This window comes from Brachybacterium sp. EE-P12, assembly GCF_003711805.1.
GTDB lineage: Bacteria > Actinomycetota > Actinomycetes > Actinomycetales > Dermabacteraceae > Brachybacterium.
On record NZ_QXCP01000006.1, the window covers coordinates 1 to 15,666 of the forward strand.

Consider the following 15,666-nt stretch of genomic DNA (forward strand, 5'->3'; position numbering starts at 1 on the left):
CACCACCCAGACCAGACACCACCGACCCCCGACCAGGCGCCGAGCCCACCACCGAGCGAGCCACCACCCACAGGACCGCCGCCGACGGAGCCACCGCCCGCCGCGAGGACACCGACCGATCCACCACCCACGCAGTCCCCGCAGCCGCGGTGAGCCCTGCCGCGCCATCGCACTCTGCTGGAACTCATCCGGGACACGAAGAAGCCCCACCGGCTGACCGGTGGGGCTTCTTCCTCGGGTGCGCCATCAGGGACTCGAACCCCGGACCCGCTGATTAAGAGTCAGCTGCTCTAACCAACTGAGCTAATGGCGCCGACGAAGAAGAACTTTACCCCGGCGCCGTCCGCTGTCCAACTCGAGAGGCCCTCCTGTGAGCGAGCGAACAGAACAGGCTGTTCGGGAGCTTCCGGCACGCTGAGCCGACCCGCAGGACGAGGCAGGCTCGGGTGAGAACTTTGAGCCGGGTCAGGCGAAGCGCTGCACGGCGACGGGATGGGCCGCGACGAGCTCGCGGACCTCCTCGTCCTCGGGATCGGCGAGGACCTCGGAGAGCGGGCCGCGAGCGAGGATCCGCCCGCGGCCCAGCACGGCGATCTCTGGACACAGCCGCTGCAGCAGCTCGAGGTCGTGCGAGGCGATCAGCGCGCCGATGCCGAGACGCTCGATGGTCGCCCCGAGGGACCGGGCCAGCCGCATGCGCGTGTGGGGATCCACGGCGGTCAGCGGCTCGTCGAGCACGAGCAGCTCGGGACGGGTGGACAGCGCGGTCGCGAGCGCGACACGCTGGATCTCACCGCCGGAGAGGGTGCGCATCGTGCGCGGCAGGAAGCGCTCCTCGAGGCCGACGGAGGCGAGCATCTCGGCGGGGGAGACGGAATGGGTGCGACCGCCCTTGCGGGCCTCTTTCGCCGCGAGCGCGAGGCGCGAGCCGACGGTCTCCCGTGGATCGGTGATGGTCATCGCGTACTGGGAGACCACCCGGACGGCGGCGCGGAAGCGGCGCTTGTCCTTGCCACGCAGCTTCGTCACGTCACGTCCCTCCCAGGTGACACGCCCGGAGGAGGGGCGGTGCTCTCCGGCGAGCGTCTCCAGCAGCGTCGTCTTCCCGGCACCCGAGGCGCCGAGCAGGCCCAGCGGGGCCTGACCGGCGCGGAGCTCGAGGTCGACCCCCTCGAGCACGGCCGCGCCGGGATATCCGGCGTGCAGGGCGGTGGCGGTGAGGGAGGTCGGAGCAGGCATCAGGGTCTTTCTCGCGGAGGGGGCGGGCAGGAGCACTCTAGCCAGCCCGACTGGAACGCGCCCGGGAAGGCCGCCGGGGCGTGCCGCGAGGCGGGACCGGCGATGGTCCGCCATATCAGCGCACGGCGTCCTTCGACAGGAGCGAGCCCATCATCCGGACGAGCTCCTGGGCGGGGCCGTCGTCGTGGCTCGGGCCCTGCATGGCCCGCACCGTCCTTTCGCGGACGGCGAGGTTCAGCACGAGTGCGAGCAGCGCCCTGCCGCCGAAGCCGGGATCGAGGCCCTTGCGCAGCCTCCCCTGCTCGCCGTAGGCGGTGAAGCACTGTTCGAAGATGTTCTCGTGGACTCGCCGCAGCCGGGCCATGCGGAAGCGGCCCGGATGGTCGCCGCTGACTGATTCGGCGGCGAGAGTGGACAGCAGCCGGATGGGCAGGGTGCCGGGATGCCAGGTCGTGGCGAGCTCCTGCATGAGCGCCTCGGGCTCGACGCGCAGCCGCTCGACCTCGTCGAGAGCCCGCTGCGCACGGTCCTCGAGGGTGTCGATGACCGCGTGGAGCAGGCTGTCCTTCGAGGGGAAATGGTGCATGAGCCCCGGATGGGAGATCCCGATGTGGCCGGCGATGTCGCGCAGACTCGCTCCGTGGTAGCCGTGCTCGGCGAACATCTCGGCGGCGCCGGTGAGGACCTCCTCCCGTCGGCTGCGCGGCGCGACGCCCCGACGGGCGCGCTCGGTGAGGATCGTCGTGCTCTCCGCTCCGGACGGCAGCTGTCGGGGAGCGTCGGACCCGGTCGTCGCAGGGGCGTCGGAGCGGTGGAGGAGTCGCAGCGGCGGCGAGTCCGAGCCGTCTGCCCTCGGCGCGGAGGAGCTGAGCGGGCACGGCGGGAGCGTCTCAGGTGCCTTGATGCTCAGGGGCACCGTCTGTTCGGGATCGGCGAGGTGGATCGCCTGGCGCAGCGGGAGGAGCCCGTCGACGTCGATGTGCTGGGTGTCCAGGAGGTCGAGGGTGATGCGCGGGGAGGGGTCGAGGCTCCGGGCCTGAGCCACGACGGGGAGCAGGGAGAGATAGGTCTGGGCGGTGAGGCAGCCCGCGATGGCCAGGACGACCTCGTGGAGGTCCAGATCGACGTGGACCGTCACGGAGAGGGAGTGAGGCATGAGAGGAGGCCGTTTCGTGCACGATGGCGAAGAGGCCTCCTGCTAGACCTCACCCGGAGCGTAGCCCACCCGGGGGCGGATCGCTCCTACGTCTCGAACGACGTCGTCGAGGGCGCAGTGCTGACCGAGGCGACGAGCTCCGCCGCCAGGTCGCGCAGCTTGACGTTGCGATGGTTCGAGGCTCGCTTGAGGATCTCGACGGCCTCCTCCTGACCGCACCGGTTGCGGCCCATGAGGATCCCCACCGCGAGGTCGATCACGGTGCGGGACTTCATCGCCGCGCGCAGGTCCCTGGCCGTATCGGAGTGCAGGGCCTGACGCACCGCGAGACGCAGCGCGCTCGAGGCCTGGTCGACGTGGAGCACGATCGACTCGACCGTGCTCGGGTCGAAGTCGTGGGGCGTGGCGGAGTACACGTTCAGGCCGGCCTTCGCCTCGTCGTCGAGGCGGAAGGGGAGGCCGAGCACGGCGCGGACCCCCTGCTCCTGGGCGGCGGCGGCGTACTCGGGCCAGCGGCCGTCGCTGCGCAGATCTCCTGCCCGGATCACGGTGTCCGCCCGGATCGCGCTCATGCACGGCCCGTCGGTGAAGCTGTTCTGCAGCTCGTCGAGGGCCAGCGCCTGGGGGCTCGACGAGGCGGCGGTGGCCGCCTTGCGATCTCTCAGCAGACTCACCGCGCACCAGCGGTCCGGACCGCCCAGCGAGAGCTGCCGTGCGAGCAGATCGGTGAAGTCCTGGAGGAACTCCTGGATGTCGTCGCTCTCGAGCAGGAGAGTCTGCATCGTGGCCAGGGAGAGGTGGTCCTCGGCGTGGTCGAGCATGGCTGGGTGGGCGCGTCAGCGGGCGCCGAGACGCCTGGCGAGCAGGTCCTTGGCGAGCTCCGCCCCCTTCGTGCTGTCGCTCTGCGCCTTGCCGAACAGGTCGGCGAGCTCGGTGTCGCCGGCCTCCTCCGCGTCGGCGCGGTAGGTCTCCAGCCGCAGGGCGTTGGACAGGCACTGCTCCGCGAACCAGATCAGGTCGTAGTTCTCGTCCTTCGTCCCGGTGATCCGTCCACCGTCGTCGGCGTGGTTCATCATCATCCCTCTCTCCGGTCGTCCGTCGATCGATCGTGCGGCGCCGTCGTCAGGACTGCGCCTGCACAGCCCATCCCATGCCCCGTCGTCATGACGGTCAACCATGCGCGGCGCCCCTGCAGGCGGGAGGCACGGACCGATCGGACGGCCCGGCGCGGAACGCGCTGAGTAGGGTCGGGCTCACGAGGGTGGCACCCATGAGGCATGACAGCGGTGCGGAGACGAGCGGTGCGCGGCCCTGCGCACGGAAGTCGCATGGAGACGGAGGTGGGGGCATGACCGTTCCCCGACGGATGCGGAGGCTGCTGGTGGTCGCTGCGGCGACGATCCTCCTGGCCGGCTGCCAGGGCGGCTTCCCCGCGGATCCCCAGGGCACCCTGGACCGGGCCCGGGAGGGCGTGCTCCGGGTCGGTGTCAGCGAGAACCCTCCCTGGACCGACGTGGCCGACGACGGCGAGGTGAGCGGCTCCGAGGTCGATCTGCTCACCGACTACGCCGAGACGATCGATGCCGAGGTCGAATGGGTGCCGGCGGGGGAGAACACCCTGGCGGCGATGATGCGGGAGGGACAGCTCGACGTGGTCGTCGGCGGGCTCGCCTCCGACGTCCCCTGGACCTCCGAGATCGCCGCGACGCGCCCCTACACCACGACGACCGGGCCCGACGGCGCCGAGGTGAAGATCGTCGTCGGAGTCCGGCCGGGCGAGAACGCGCTGATGACCGACATCGAGCGGTTCCTCGCCGAGCGCGGGGGCGAGCTGTGAACGGCTCCGAGGGCGAGGGAGGCGAGGAGGCGACGGGATCGGGGCACGACGCCTTCGGCGAGGAGCAGCGCGAGACGCTGCGGCGGGCCACGCGCCTGGAGTGGATCACGATCGCCTGGATGTCGGTGACCGTCGCCCTGGTCGCCCTGGTGGCGGGGCAGTCCCAGGCGATGCGGGCGGCCTGGGCAGAGGACGTCCTCTCCCTCCTGCCCCCGATCGCCTTCCTCGTCGCGGCGCGCCGGATCCGGAAGCGGCCCGACCGCCGTCACCCCTATGGCTTCCATCGCTCGATCGGGGTCGCCCACCTGGTCGCCGCGATCGCGCTGCTGGCGATGGGCGGCTATCTCGCGATCGACTCGGCGATGACCCTGGTGACCGTCGAGCGGCCCCCCATCGGACTGACCGTCCTCTTCGGCCACGCGATCTGGTCCGGCTGGCTGATGGTGGCCGTGATGGTGGTGACCAGCATCGGTCCGGTCGTCCTCGGGCGGAAGAAGCTCGCGCTCTCCGAGACGCTGCACGACAAGGTGCTGTTCGCCGATGCGGACATGGGCAAGGCGGACTGGTCCACCGCGGTCGCCACCATCGCCGGGGTGATCGGCGTGGGGCTCGGCCTCTGGTGGGCGGATGCGGCGGCCGCGCTGCTGGTCTCCGTCTCGATCCTCCGCGACGGGGTCAAGAACCTCCGCGGCTCCATAGGCGGGCTCACCGACGGCGAGGCGCGGACCTACGACGACTCCGCGCCGCATCCCCTGACGCGCCGGATCGAGGAGCGGGCGGAGGCGGAGCCGTGGGTGGGCGAGGCGTCGGCGCGAGTGCGCGATGAGGGGCACGTCTTCCACGCCGAGGTGTTCGTCGTCCCCGTCGCGGGGGCCGAGCCGACCCTCGAGCGGATCGCCGCGCTGCGCGACCGGGTCGACGAGCTCGACTGGAAGGTGCACGACGTCGTCATCGCCCCGGTCCCCGAGCTGCCGCCGACGCAGACCTTTCGGTCGACTCTGCGGACAGGCGCCGACGACAGCCCCTAGCGTGGAGCATCCACGAGATCACGACCGGAAGGCGGGATCATGAGAGCAGTGACCTGGCAGGGCCCCGAGCACGTGAGCGTCGAGACCGTGCCGGACCCCGTACTCGAGCAGCCCGCCGACGCGATCGTCCGCATCACCTCCACCGCGATCTGCGGCTCCGACCTCCACCTGTACTCGGTGCTCGGACCGTTCATGAGCGCCGGTGACGTGATCGGCCACGAACCGATGGGGATCGTGGAGGAGGTCGGCTCCGAGGTGACCGGGGTGCGTCCCGGGGACCGAGTCGTCGTCCCCTTCACCATCTCCTGCGGCCGCTGCACCATGTGCAGTCAGTCGCTGCCCTCCCAGTGCGAGACCACCCAGGTGACCGAGCACGGCTCCGGGGCCGCTCTGCTGGGCTACTCGAAGCTCTACGGCCAGGTCCCCGGCGGCCAGGCCGAGCACCTCCGGGTGCCGCACGCCGACTACGGCCTGATGAAGGTCGGCACCGAGCTGCCCGACGACAACTACCTCTTCCTCAGCGACATCCTCCCCACCGCGTGGCAGGCAGTGCAGTACGCCGGGGTGCCCGCCCACCGCACCCTCGCGGTGATCGGCCTGGGGCCCGTCGGCCAGCTGTCGGCCCGGATCGGTCGCCACCTGGGAGCGCGCGTGTTCGGCATCGATCCCGTCCCCGAACGGCGGGCCATGGCCGAGCGCCACGGCATCGAGGTGCTGGACCTCGCCGAGGACACCGTCGGCGAGATCCGCGAGCGCACCCAGGGTCGAGGGCCCGACGCCGTCGTCGACGCGGTGGGCATGGAGGCCGAGGGCAGCCCGGTCGCCGGGCTCGCCCAGACCCTCGCCGGCAAGCTTCCCGATGCGGTCGCGCAGCCGCTCATGGAGCACGCCGGGGTGGACCGGCTCGCCGCCCTGCACACGGCCATCGACCTCGTGCGCCGCGGAGGGACCGTCTCCCTCTCCGGGGTCTACGGCGGCGCGGCGAGCCCCATGCCGCTGCTGACGATGTTCGACAAGCAGCTCCAGCTGCGCATGGGCCAGTGCAACGTGCGGGTCTGGACCGACACGCTGCTGCCGCTCGTCGAGGACCCGGGCGACCCGCTGGGCGTCGGCGACCTGGTCACCCATCGGCTCCCCCTGGACGAGGCGGCCGTCGGCTACGACCTCTTCCAGCGCAAGCACGACGGCTGCATCAAGGTCGTCCTCGACCCGACGATCGCCGCCGCCCCGACCACTGCCTGAACCGTCCCCAGCGCACCGCTGCGGAGACCCGCCCCCGACACCGAACCGAGGAGAGTAGCCATGACAGACCAGCTCACCTTCACGAACCCCGTCACCCGCTTCCCCGACATCACCCCGCCGCGGCAGGACCAGCCCGAGCCCGGCCTGGACGCCGAGCTCATCCCCGGCACCGACCGCGGCGAGCAGTCGTACCGCGGAACCGGCCGCCTCGAGGGCCGCCGCGCGCTGATCACCGGCGCCGATTCCGGCATCGGCGCAGCGGTCGCGATCGCCTTCGCCCGCGAGGGCGCGGACGTCGCGCTGAACTACCTCCCCCAGGAAGAGGAGGACGCCCAGCACGTCGCGGGCATCATCCGGGAGGCGGGGCGCACCGCCGTGCTGCTGCCCGGCGACCTGGCCGACGCGGACTTCTGCCGCCGGCTCGTCGAGGAGGCCGTGGACGGGCTCGGCGGTCTCGACGCGCTCGTGAACAACGCCGGTCGGCAGATCGCGGTCGAGTCGCTCGAGGAGATCGACGACCAGCAGTGGGTGAACACCTACGCGGTGAACATCCACGCGATGTTCCGCATCACCCAGGCCGCTCTGAAGCACCTCCCCGCCGGTGCCACGATCGTGAACTCCACCTCGATCCAGGCCTACGACCCCTCGCCCACGCTCGTGGACTACGCCTCGACCAAGGCGGCCATCAACAACTTCACCAAGGGGCTCGCCCAGCAGCTCGCCCCGCGCGGCATCCGGGTCAACGCGGTCGCGCCGGGTCCGATCTGGACTCCGCTGCAGGTCTCCGACGGACAGCCCAAGGAGGCGCTGCCCGAGTTCGGCAAGAGCACGCCGCTCGGCCGCGCCGGCCAGCCCACCGAGCTCGCCCCGGCCTACGTGTTCCTCACGTCCTCCGAGTCCAGCTATGTGCTCGGGGAGACCCTCGCCGTCACGGGAGGGAGCCCGACCCCGTGAACGCCGAGCAGCCGACGCGCCTCGAGGAGCCGGGGCCGGCGCCGCGCACAGCGCTGCTGCTCATCGACCTGCAGGAGGCCTTCTTCGAGGACCCCGCCCTCGCGGCCGCCCGTGCCGACGTGCTCGCTGCGGTGCAGGCGCTGGCCGGAGGAGCCCGCAGGGCGGGGGCGCCGATCCTGCTGATCACGACCGAGCACAGCCGCGACCGCTCCACCTGGACGCTCAGCATGCTCGAGGACGACCAGGGCTACCTGTTCCACGGCGATCCGAGCACCGCCGTGGTGCACGAGCTGGACACCACGGGGATGACCAGGATCGAGAAGACCCGTGACAGCGCCTGGTTCGGCACGGACCTGTCCCTGCGGCTGCGGAACCTGGGGGTGAGCCGGGTTCTGATCGCCGGCGTCTCCACCCATGCCTGCATCGCGCAGACCGCCCGGGACGCCTACGCCCACAACGTCCGCGCCGCTGTGGTCCGGGACGCGATCGCCGACGAGCGGGCCGAGCACATGCGCACCGTGCTCGAGCTCCTGGTCGAGGACCGGCAGGCCGAGCTCGTGACGGTCGAGGAAGCCTTCGCGCGTCTGGGGGCGTGAGCGCCGCGAGGCCCTGCCTCAGATGGCCCGGGGGCCCTCGCGGTCAGGGCCGGGGAACTCGCGGCCGGAAGGCTGGGCGCCGTGCTCGGCGCGATCGACCTCGGTCCCGAGCAGCGCGTCGACCTGGCGCGCCAGGTCGGCCAGCGGTGCGTCGTCCCGGCTCGGGCGCTGGTAGGGCCGGACGGTCTTCTCGCGCACGGCGAGGTTCAGCACCACGGCCAGCAGGGCCCGGCCGGCGAAGGCCGGATCCGTCTCCTCGCGCAGGGGACCGCGCTCTGCGAGGCCGGTGAAGCACGTCTCGAGCATGTGCTCGTGGACCTTGCGCAGGCGCGCCACCCGGTAGCGGCCGGGATGGTCCTCGCTGACGGATTCCGCATCGAGGGTGGCCAGCAGCAGGATCGGCAGGGAGGCCGGATGCCAGACCTCGGCGAGCCCCCGCAGCAGGTCCTCGCGGCTGCCGCAGAACTCGTCGATCCGCTCCAGCGCGGATTGGGCGTGTGCCTCGAGCCGGTCGATCACGCGGTCGAGGAGGTCGTCCTTGGACTCGAAGTGATGCAGCATCCCCGAGTGGGAGATCCCGATGTGGGCGGAGATGTCGCGCAGGCTCGAGCCGTGATAGCCGTGCTCGGCGAACATCTCCGATGCGCCGTCGAGGATCTCCTCCCGGCGCCCCCGGGGCGGTGTCAGCACGTGCTCGCCGTCGGGCTCCCTCCGCAGGAGATCGGGCGGGCGCACCCCGCCCGCCGCGTCGTGGCCCCGAGACGGTCCGGAGGTGACTCCATGCATCGACATGCTCCTCTTCCCTCGTGGCGCGCCGGTCAGAGGCGGGATCTCGCATCTGGTCGGACCGTTCGACGACATGGTCGAGGTCACGACGTGCCCAGCCTAGAGCACGCCGAGATCCGCCGTCGGCGCCGCGCGGTCTCAGGAGCGCACGAGCCGCGCGATCGCGGCGGAGGCCTCCTTGAGCTTCTCCTCGCCCTCCGGGCCGCCGGAGCGGGCGGCGTCGAGCACGCAGTGCTGCAGATGATCGTCCAGCAGCCCCATCGCGACGCCGTCCAGGGCGCTCTTGAGGGCCGAGATCTGCGTGAGGATGTCGATGCAGTACTTCTCCTCGTCGACCATCCGGTGCAGCCCCCGGGCCTGCCCCTCGATCCGCTTCAGGCGCGCCAGATAGCGGGCCTTGTCGGAGATGTAGCCGTGGTGGTGCTCATGGCCCTCGGCAGCGGGCTCCTCGGCGGCGGGGGTCCTCGCGGGATCGACGGCGGTCATGGGGTCCTCCTGGGATGGACGGAAGGGGGAGAGCGGAACGGGAGGTCAGACCGAGGGGCCCGTGGCCGGGGCATCCTGCGCGCGGCTGCGGAAGGACCGCAGTCGCAGGCTGTTGCCCACCACGAACACGCTCGAGAAGGCCATCGCGGCCCCGGCGAGCATCGGGTTCAGCAGCCCCAGCGCCGCGAGCGGGATCGCCGCGACGTTGTAGGCGAAGGCCCAGAACAGATTGCCCTTGATCGTACCGAGGGTGCGCCGGGAGAGCCGGATCGCGTCGGCCGCGGAGCGCAGATCCCCGCGCACCAGGGTGATGTCCCCGGCCTCGATCGCGACGTCGGTTCCGGTTCCCATCGCGAGACCAAGATCGGCCTGGGCGAGCGCGGGCGCGTCGTTCACGCCGTCCCCCACCATCGCCACGACCTTCCCCTGCTCCTGGAGACGCCTCACCTCGGCGATCTTGTCCTCGGGCAGGACCCCGGCGATCACCTGCTCGATCCCGACCTCGGCCGCGATCTGCTCGGCGACGGCGCGGTGATCGCCCGTGAGCAGGACCGGGGTGAGTCCGAGGCCCTTCAGCTGCGTGATCGCCTCGTGGCTGGTGGGCTTGACGACGTCGGCGACGACGAGCACGCCCCGGGCGCGCCCCTCCCAGGCGACGATCACCGCGGTCTCGCCGCGGGACTGGGCCGCGGACATCGCCTCGGCGAGCTCCGCGGGGAACGTCGCGTCCTCGAGCAGGCTCTCCCGGCCGACGCGCACCTCGACGCCCTCGACGACGCCGCGCACGCCGCGCCCGGCGAGGTTCTCGAAGTCGGTCACCTCCGGGAGGGGCCCGTCGGTCTCCGCCGCGCCCTTCGCGATCGCCTGCGCGATCGGGTGCTCCGAGGCGTTCTCGACGGCGCCCGCCCGGCGCAGCAGCTCGGCGCGGTCGGCGCCGGTCGCGGGGGTCGCGTCGACCATGGTCATCCGACCGGTGGTGACGGTGCCGGTCTTGTCCAGCAGCACCGTGTCGACCTTCCGGGTGGACTCGAGCACCTCCGGACCCTTCAGCAGGATCCCGAGCTGGGCGCCGCGCCCCGTGCCGACCAGCAGCGCGGTGGGCGTGGCGAGCCCGAGGGCGCAGGGGCAGGCGATGATGAGCACCGCGACCGCCGCGGTGAAGGCCGCCTCGGCCGGATGGCCGGTCAGCAGCCACACCGCGAGCACCCCGAGGGCGATCACGATGACGATCGGCACGAACACGCCCGAGACCCGGTCCGCGAGCCGCTGGATCTCGGCCTTCCCGGACTGGGCGTCCTCGACCATCTGCGCCATGCGGGCCAGCTGGGTGTCGGCGCCGACCCGCGTCGCCCGCACCACGAGGCGTCCGCCGGCGTTGACGGTGGCGCCGGTGACGGCATCGCCCTCGCCCACCTCGACGGGCACGGACTCGCCGGTGAGCATCGAGGCGTCCACCGCCGAGCTGCCCTGGTCCACGATCCCGTCGGTGGCGATCTTCTCCCCGGGGCGGACCACGAACAGGTCCCCGACGGCGAGCTCCGCGACGGGCACGCGCACCTCGGCGCCGTCCCGCAGCACGGCGACGTCCTTCGCGCCCATGTCCAGCAGGGCCCGCAGCGCCGCCCCGGCCTGCCGCTTCGAGCGCTTCTCGAGATAGCGGCCCAGCAGGATGAACAGCGTCACCCCCGCGGCGACCTCGAGGTAGATGTTCGCCGACCCGTCGGACGGGCCGATCGCGAGGGAGAACTCATGGGTCATGCCCGGCATCCCGGCGCTGCCGAGGAACAGCGCGTACAGCGACCAGAGGAAGGCGGCGCTCACGCCCACCGAGATGAGGGTGTCCATGCTCGCCGCGCCGTGGCGCAGGGTGATCGCGGCCGCGCGGTGGAACGGCCAGGCCGCCCACACCACGACCGGCGAGGCGAGCGCCAGGACCAGCCACTGCCAGTTCGTGAACTGCAGCGCCGGCACCATCGACAGCACGATCACCGGGATCGTCAGCACCGCCGCGCCGATCAGCCGCTGGCGCAGGGAGCGCAGCTCGGGATCCTCGGCCTCACGATCCTCGCCCGGCTCCGCACGCTCCTCGGGCGGGGCGGGCAGCGCGGCGGTGTAGCCCGTCTGCTCGACCACGGCGACGAGGTCGCTCGGGTCGTACCCCTCGGGCACGGTCACGCGCGCCTTCTCCGTCGCGTAGTTCACCGAGGCGCTGACCCCGTCGAGCTTGTTCAGCTTGCGCTCGATGCGGTTCGCGCACGAGGCGCAGGTCATCCCGCCGATCTCGAGCTCGATGCCGACGTCGAGCGGCTGCCGAGCCGGACTGGTGGCCATCTCGGATCCTTCCTGGCGCGGCGTGCCCGCGTCGTGAGAGTCAGGGAGTCGGGGAGTGGGCTGCTCAGGCGCGCACCGCGGTGTAGCCGGCCTCCTCGACGGCGGCGAGGACGGCGGCGTCCTCGATCTCCTGAGCGGAGACCACGCGGAGGCGGCCGGTCTCGTGGCTGACCTCGACACCGGTCACGCCGGGGAGCTCGCCGACCTCCTCGCGCACGGACATCTCGCAGTGGCCGCAGGTCATGCCGGTCACCTGGAACTCGGTGGTGGTCGTGCTCATCGTTGTCTCCTCGATCGTCGATCGCATTCGATACCCGCATGGGGTATCCGTACACCTCTTGGTATACCCCTGTGGGGTATGGGTCGGCAAGGAGTGGCGGTTATCGGGGTGCCCCGTGTCACACAGAAGTGTTTCGATGGGGTCATGACCATCGACGCCATCGCCACCATCCGCGAGGAGACCGAGCGGTCCGTCGCCGCCCTCGCCTCCACCGCCCCCGACCAGCAGGTCCCCACCTGCCCCGACTGGACCGCCGACGACCTCCTGTGGCACCTCGCCGAGGTCCACGAGTTCTGGGCCGCGATCCTCGAGGCCGGGGCCACCACGCAGGAGCAGGTCATGGCGATCGAGGAAGGCAGGGCCGAGCGGCCCGTCGAGCGCGAGGCGCTGCTCGCCCGCCGCAGCGCCGCGACCGAGGCCCTGCTCGCCCAGCTCGCCGCCCACGCCGATGAGGACCCCGCCTGGTTCTGGTACTCGGCGATCCAAGGCGTGGGGATCACGCGCCGCATGCAGACCCACGAGGCGACGATCCACCGCGTCGACGCCGAGCTGACCGCCGGCCGACCTGTCACTCCCATCGCGCCGCAGGTCGCGGCCGACGGGCTCGCTCACGTGCTCGAGGTGATGTGGCCCGCCGGGTTCGAGTGGATCCCGGACTGGGCCACGACCCGGCCCGTCGCCGCCGTCGAGATCGTCCCCGACGGCGGCACTGCGCAGTGGATCGAGATCAGCCGCTGGAGCGGCACCCGCCCCCGCGACGGGAAGGAGTTCGACGCACCGGTCGCTCGCCTGCTCCCGCCGGGCCGACCCGCCGGAGACCTCCCGCGGGCCCGGGCCGCCGGCACCGCCCAGGCCCTGGACCTGTGGGCCTGGGGCCGGGAGCAGGCCCTCGCGCACCTGGGCGAGGAGGCGCAGCGCGTGGCGCTCCAGGGGGACTCCGCCGCCCTCGCCCAGCTCGAGGAGCTCATCGCCGAGGGCCACGACTGAGCCGACGGACGGGGGCGCCGAGGCCTGCCGGCCTCAGCGGCGCGGGACGAGGACGACCGGGGCATGGGCCCATCCGCCCACCGGCGCGACCTCCCGCTCGCCGGGAGTCCCGGCAGGGCGCACCTGCGCGGCCGACAGCAGCACGCGCAGCAGCGTCACCAGCTCGAGCGTCGCGAGCGGCCGTCCCGGGCACACATGCGGACCGGCCCCGTAGACGAGGTTCCGCGTCGAGTTCGCGGCCGGGTCGAACGCGTCGGGGGAGCGGAAGGCCCGCTCGTCGCGATTGGCCGAGGTCCAGTGGACCATCACCCGGTCCCCCTCCTCGAGCGCCTGCCCGGCCAGCGTGACCGGGCAGGTGGCGACGCGGCGGTTGGAGACGAAGGGGTCGTCGATGCGCAGCAGCTCGTCGACGATCGCGGCCGCCTCCTGCTCGGACCCGTCCCGCAGCCGCTCGGCGAGCTCGGGCGCGCGGGCGACGGCGGCGAGCAGCACCCCCGTGCACAGCGCGATCGAGCCGAGGTCCCCGCCGGTCCAGTTGCGCAGGATCGAGACGATCTCCTCCTCGCGCAGCGACCGCTCCTCGGAGCCGGGCACGTCCGGGTCCGGCAGCGGCAGCCGCAGGCGCAGCAGCGCCGTGGTCGGGTCCGCGGGGGCGTCCTGGCCGGCGGCGATGCGGGGGGCGAGCAGCGAGCGGATGATCTCGTCGAAGCGCTCGGCCACCTCGCGGGTGCGGGAGAGGTCCCCGGAGCGGGAGGCCTCGTGGTTCTCGGACATCCACTGCAGCAGCTCGGGCTCGAGCTCGGCCGGCCAGCCCAGCCATGTCGTCTGCGCGCGCACCGCGAACACCGCGCCGAGCGCCGCGACCGCGTCGATCTCGGTGCCCCGCTCATCGACGCCGTCCAGCAGCTCCTCGACCAGCCCCGCCGCGACCCCGCGCAGCACGGGGGCCAGGCGGTCCATCTCCGCGGGGCCGAAGAACGGATCCGTCGCCGCGCGCAGCGCCGCGTGCTCGGCGCCGTCGAGGCCGCCCGGAACCTGGAGGAAGCGGGAGACGGCGGAGGAGAAGCGCTCCGCGTCCTCCACGACCGCGAGCGCCTCCTCGTGCCCGAGCACCACCCAGGTCCCGTCCGGGGTGCGCGCCAGCGGCGACTCGGCGCGCAGATCGTCGGTCGCCGAGCGGGGCTCGAGTCCGGTGGGGTCGAAGGTCGGGATGCTCATGCGCTCACCGTAGGTCGGGCCCTGGGTCCCTTCCCGGGACCTCCTTCCTGTGCAGGCCGCCCTGCAGCAGGTGCACGGCCGCGGCGATGACCAGGAAGGCGATCAGCACCACCGCGGTGGTCGCGAGCACCTGCGGCCAGGACGAGACCGTCGGATCGAGGAAGTCGTACGGGTACCAGCCGGTCACGCCGCCGCGCAGCCAGGTCAGCACCAGATAGGCGACCGGGTAGGCCAGCCACCCCGGCAGCCTCCACGCCGAGGGCCGACGCCGCCGCGGGGCGAGCAGCCAGTCCAGCAGCGCCGCGATCGGGGCGAGCCGGTGCAGCACGATCCCCGTCCAGCCGATGTCCCAGCGCAGCAGCTCGTCCAGCGGCGCCACCAGCAGCGCGTAGATGATCCCGGTCATCATCAAGTAGAAGGCGGCCGCGCCGCGCACGTCGTCCCACCACGGGGGACGTCGCCGGTGCGGCAGGGCCACGCTCGCCACCAGCAGGAGCGCGAACAGGAGGTTCGACTGGTTGGTGAAAAAGGAGACGTGCTGGGCGAGCACGCCGTCCTGCACCGCTTGGACGGTGCTCCAGGCCAGCGCCGCGAGCACCAGCAGCGCCACCGCCGCCCGCAGGCCGACGGCGAGGCGCTCGCGGGTCGACGGGCGGACGGCGGCGTCGACGGCACAGGGCGAGGCCTCGCGGAGAGCGGGGCGCGGCCCCGGCGCGGGGGTGCTCATGAACCGCGCGGCCAGGTGTCACGCACCGGGGCACCGCCCTCGACCACCTGCTCCTGCGCGCCGGGCAGCGCCGTCCAGGCGTCACGGGGGCGGTAGCCGAGCTCGAGCTGGGTGTTGGTCATCGACCAGCGCCGGTTCGGGTTGTCGGAGATCGCGTAGTAGAGCCCGCAGCGCACCTCCGCCTCGATCGCGCACCGCACCACCTCGGTGCAGTCGCCGGGGCTGAGCCACATGGCGCGCAGGATGTCCTCCTCGGCCGAGAGGGGGTCCTCGCTGAACCAGCCGATCCGCAGGCTGATCACGTCCAGGCCGTGCTCGTCGTGGTAGAAGCGGCCCAGGGCCTCGTCGAAGATCTTCGAGACCCCGTACAGCGAATCGGCCCGCGGCAGCTGCTCGGGATAGACCGGCCACTGCTCATGCCGGTCGTACATCCCCATCACGTGGTTCGAGGAGGCGAGCACCACGCGGCGCACCCCGGCGCCGCGCGCCGCCTCGAGCACGTTGCGCACGCCGATGATGTTCGCCTCGAGCACCTGCTCCCAGCTCGACTCCGGGGAGGAGGCCCCGGCCATGTGCACGACGGTGTCGATGTCGTCCATGAGCGCGCGCACGGCCTCGAAGTCCGCGAGGTCGGCGATCCTCAGGTCCGCGCCCTCCGGGGCGCTGCCCGGATCGCGGCCGTGGCGGATGATCTCGTAGTCCTCCGCGAGGGTCCTGGACAGGTGGGAGCCGACCCCTCCGGTCGCCCCGGTGATCAGCACGCGTCGTCGAGCGGTGTTCTGGGTCATCTCCCCAGTAT

17 protein-coding genes and 1 tRNA gene are annotated in these 15,666 nt (G+C 72.4%); 6 read left to right on the forward strand and 12 right to left on the reverse strand.

Annotated features, from left to right (window positions below; all coding sequences use genetic code 11):
* Window positions 1–239: 239 nt before the first annotated feature.
* The 5 genes from D1648_RS09505 to D1648_RS09525 form a co-directional block, all read right to left on the reverse strand.
* A tRNA-Lys gene (locus D1648_RS09505) sits at window positions 240–313 on the reverse strand.
* A 152-nt stretch (window positions 314–465) separates the two neighbouring features.
* Window positions 466–1,239 carry an ABC transporter ATP-binding protein gene (locus D1648_RS09510; RefSeq protein WP_122941131.1) on the reverse strand — a complete coding sequence of 258 codons (774 nt, stop codon included), beginning with the start codon at window positions 1,237–1,239 and terminating at the stop codon, window positions 466–468.
* Between the two features lie 115 nt (window positions 1,240–1,354).
* Complete coding sequence (locus D1648_RS09515; protein WP_122941134.1) at window positions 1,355–2,395, reverse strand: TetR/AcrR family transcriptional regulator; 1,041 nt, start codon at window positions 2,393–2,395, stop codon at window positions 1,355–1,357.
* 86 nt (window positions 2,396–2,481) lie between these two features.
* Window positions 2,482–3,216, reverse strand: a complete 735-nt coding sequence (locus D1648_RS09520) for a GAF and ANTAR domain-containing protein (protein WP_122941136.1) — start codon at window positions 3,214–3,216, stop codon at window positions 2,482–2,484.
* A gap of 15 nt (window positions 3,217–3,231) precedes the next feature.
* Window positions 3,232–3,474 carry a hypothetical protein gene (locus tag D1648_RS09525; protein WP_241155431.1) on the reverse strand — a complete coding sequence of 81 codons (243 nt, stop codon included), beginning with the start codon at window positions 3,472–3,474 and terminating at the stop codon, window positions 3,232–3,234.
* A gap of 269 nt (window positions 3,475–3,743) precedes the next feature.
* Between D1648_RS09525 and D1648_RS09530 the strand changes: the two genes are divergently transcribed.
* Genes D1648_RS09530 through D1648_RS09550 form a run of 5 tightly spaced genes read left to right on the forward strand, consistent with a single transcriptional unit; the run spans window position 3,744 to window position 8,052 of the window.
* Window positions 3,744–4,232 (forward strand): transporter substrate-binding domain-containing protein, encoded by a 489-nt coding sequence (locus tag D1648_RS09530; protein WP_122941138.1) that lies wholly within the window; start codon window positions 3,744–3,746, stop codon window positions 4,230–4,232.
* Window positions 4,229–5,260: a cation transporter gene (locus D1648_RS09535; protein ID WP_122941140.1), complete on the forward strand. Its 1,032-nt coding sequence runs from the start codon at window positions 4,229–4,231 to the stop codon at window positions 5,258–5,260. The genes D1648_RS09530 and D1648_RS09535 overlap by 4 nt, the downstream gene beginning before the upstream one ends.
* A 39-nt stretch (window positions 5,261–5,299) precedes the next feature.
* The gene (locus D1648_RS09540) at window positions 5,300–6,502 is read left to right on the forward strand and encodes an alcohol dehydrogenase catalytic domain-containing protein (RefSeq protein ID WP_122941142.1); all 1,203 of its coding nucleotides are present in this window, start codon (window positions 5,300–5,302) and stop codon (window positions 6,500–6,502) included.
* 60 nt (window positions 6,503–6,562) lie between these two features.
* Complete coding sequence (locus tag D1648_RS09545; protein ID WP_122941144.1) at window positions 6,563–7,456, forward strand: SDR family oxidoreductase; 894 nt, start codon at window positions 6,563–6,565, stop codon at window positions 7,454–7,456.
* Window positions 7,453–8,052, forward strand: a complete 600-nt coding sequence (locus tag D1648_RS09550) for a cysteine hydrolase family protein (RefSeq protein ID WP_122941146.1) — start codon at window positions 7,453–7,455, stop codon at window positions 8,050–8,052. Before D1648_RS09545 ends, D1648_RS09550 begins: the two co-directional genes overlap by 4 nt.
* 18 nt (window positions 8,053–8,070) lie before the next feature.
* On the opposite strand, the gene D1648_RS09555 is transcribed toward D1648_RS09550, so the two are convergent.
* The 4 genes from D1648_RS09555 to D1648_RS09570 all read right to left on the reverse strand — a co-directional run bounded on the left by D1648_RS09555 (window position 8,071) and on the right by D1648_RS09570 (window position 11,935).
* Window positions 8,071–8,838, reverse strand: coding sequence for a TetR/AcrR family transcriptional regulator (locus tag D1648_RS09555; RefSeq protein ID WP_164518670.1), 768 nt, complete (start codon window positions 8,836–8,838; stop codon window positions 8,071–8,073).
* A gap of 138 nt (window positions 8,839–8,976) precedes the next feature.
* On the reverse strand, window positions 8,977–9,324 hold the full coding sequence (locus D1648_RS09560; protein ID WP_241155432.1) for a metal-sensitive transcriptional regulator: 348 nt from the start codon (window positions 9,322–9,324) through the stop codon (window positions 8,977–8,979).
* A 45-nt stretch (window positions 9,325–9,369) separates the two neighbouring features.
* On the reverse strand, window positions 9,370–11,655 hold the full coding sequence (locus D1648_RS09565) for a cation-translocating P-type ATPase (protein WP_122941151.1): 2,286 nt from the start codon (window positions 11,653–11,655) through the stop codon (window positions 9,370–9,372).
* 64 nt (window positions 11,656–11,719) lie between these two features.
* Entirely contained in the window at window positions 11,720–11,935 is a 216-nt protein-coding gene (locus tag D1648_RS09570) for a heavy-metal-associated domain-containing protein (protein WP_122941154.1), read from the reverse strand.
* A gap of 144 nt (window positions 11,936–12,079) precedes the next feature.
* On the opposite strand from D1648_RS09570, the gene D1648_RS09575 reads away from it, so the two are divergent.
* Window positions 12,080–12,922 carry a maleylpyruvate isomerase N-terminal domain-containing protein gene (locus D1648_RS09575; protein WP_122941156.1) on the forward strand — a complete coding sequence of 281 codons (843 nt, stop codon included), beginning with the start codon at window positions 12,080–12,082 and terminating at the stop codon, window positions 12,920–12,922.
* A 33-nt stretch (window positions 12,923–12,955) separates the two neighbouring features.
* On the opposite strand, the gene D1648_RS09580 is transcribed toward D1648_RS09575, so the two are convergent.
* From D1648_RS09580 to D1648_RS09590, 3 genes are read right to left on the reverse strand one after another with little or no spacing between them, the layout of a single operon-like run.
* Complete coding sequence (locus D1648_RS09580; RefSeq protein ID WP_122941158.1) at window positions 12,956–14,140, reverse strand: cytochrome P450; 1,185 nt, start codon at window positions 14,138–14,140, stop codon at window positions 12,956–12,958.
* Between the two features lie 4 nt (window positions 14,141–14,144).
* Window positions 14,145–14,867: a Pr6Pr family membrane protein gene (locus D1648_RS09585; RefSeq protein WP_206424797.1), complete on the reverse strand. Its 723-nt coding sequence runs from the start codon at window positions 14,865–14,867 to the stop codon at window positions 14,145–14,147.
* Window positions 14,864–15,655, reverse strand: a complete 792-nt coding sequence (locus D1648_RS09590; RefSeq protein ID WP_122941160.1) for an NAD(P)-dependent oxidoreductase — start codon at window positions 15,653–15,655, stop codon at window positions 14,864–14,866. Before D1648_RS09590 ends, D1648_RS09585 begins: the two co-directional genes overlap by 4 nt.
* Window positions 15,656–15,666: the final 11 nt, after the last annotated feature.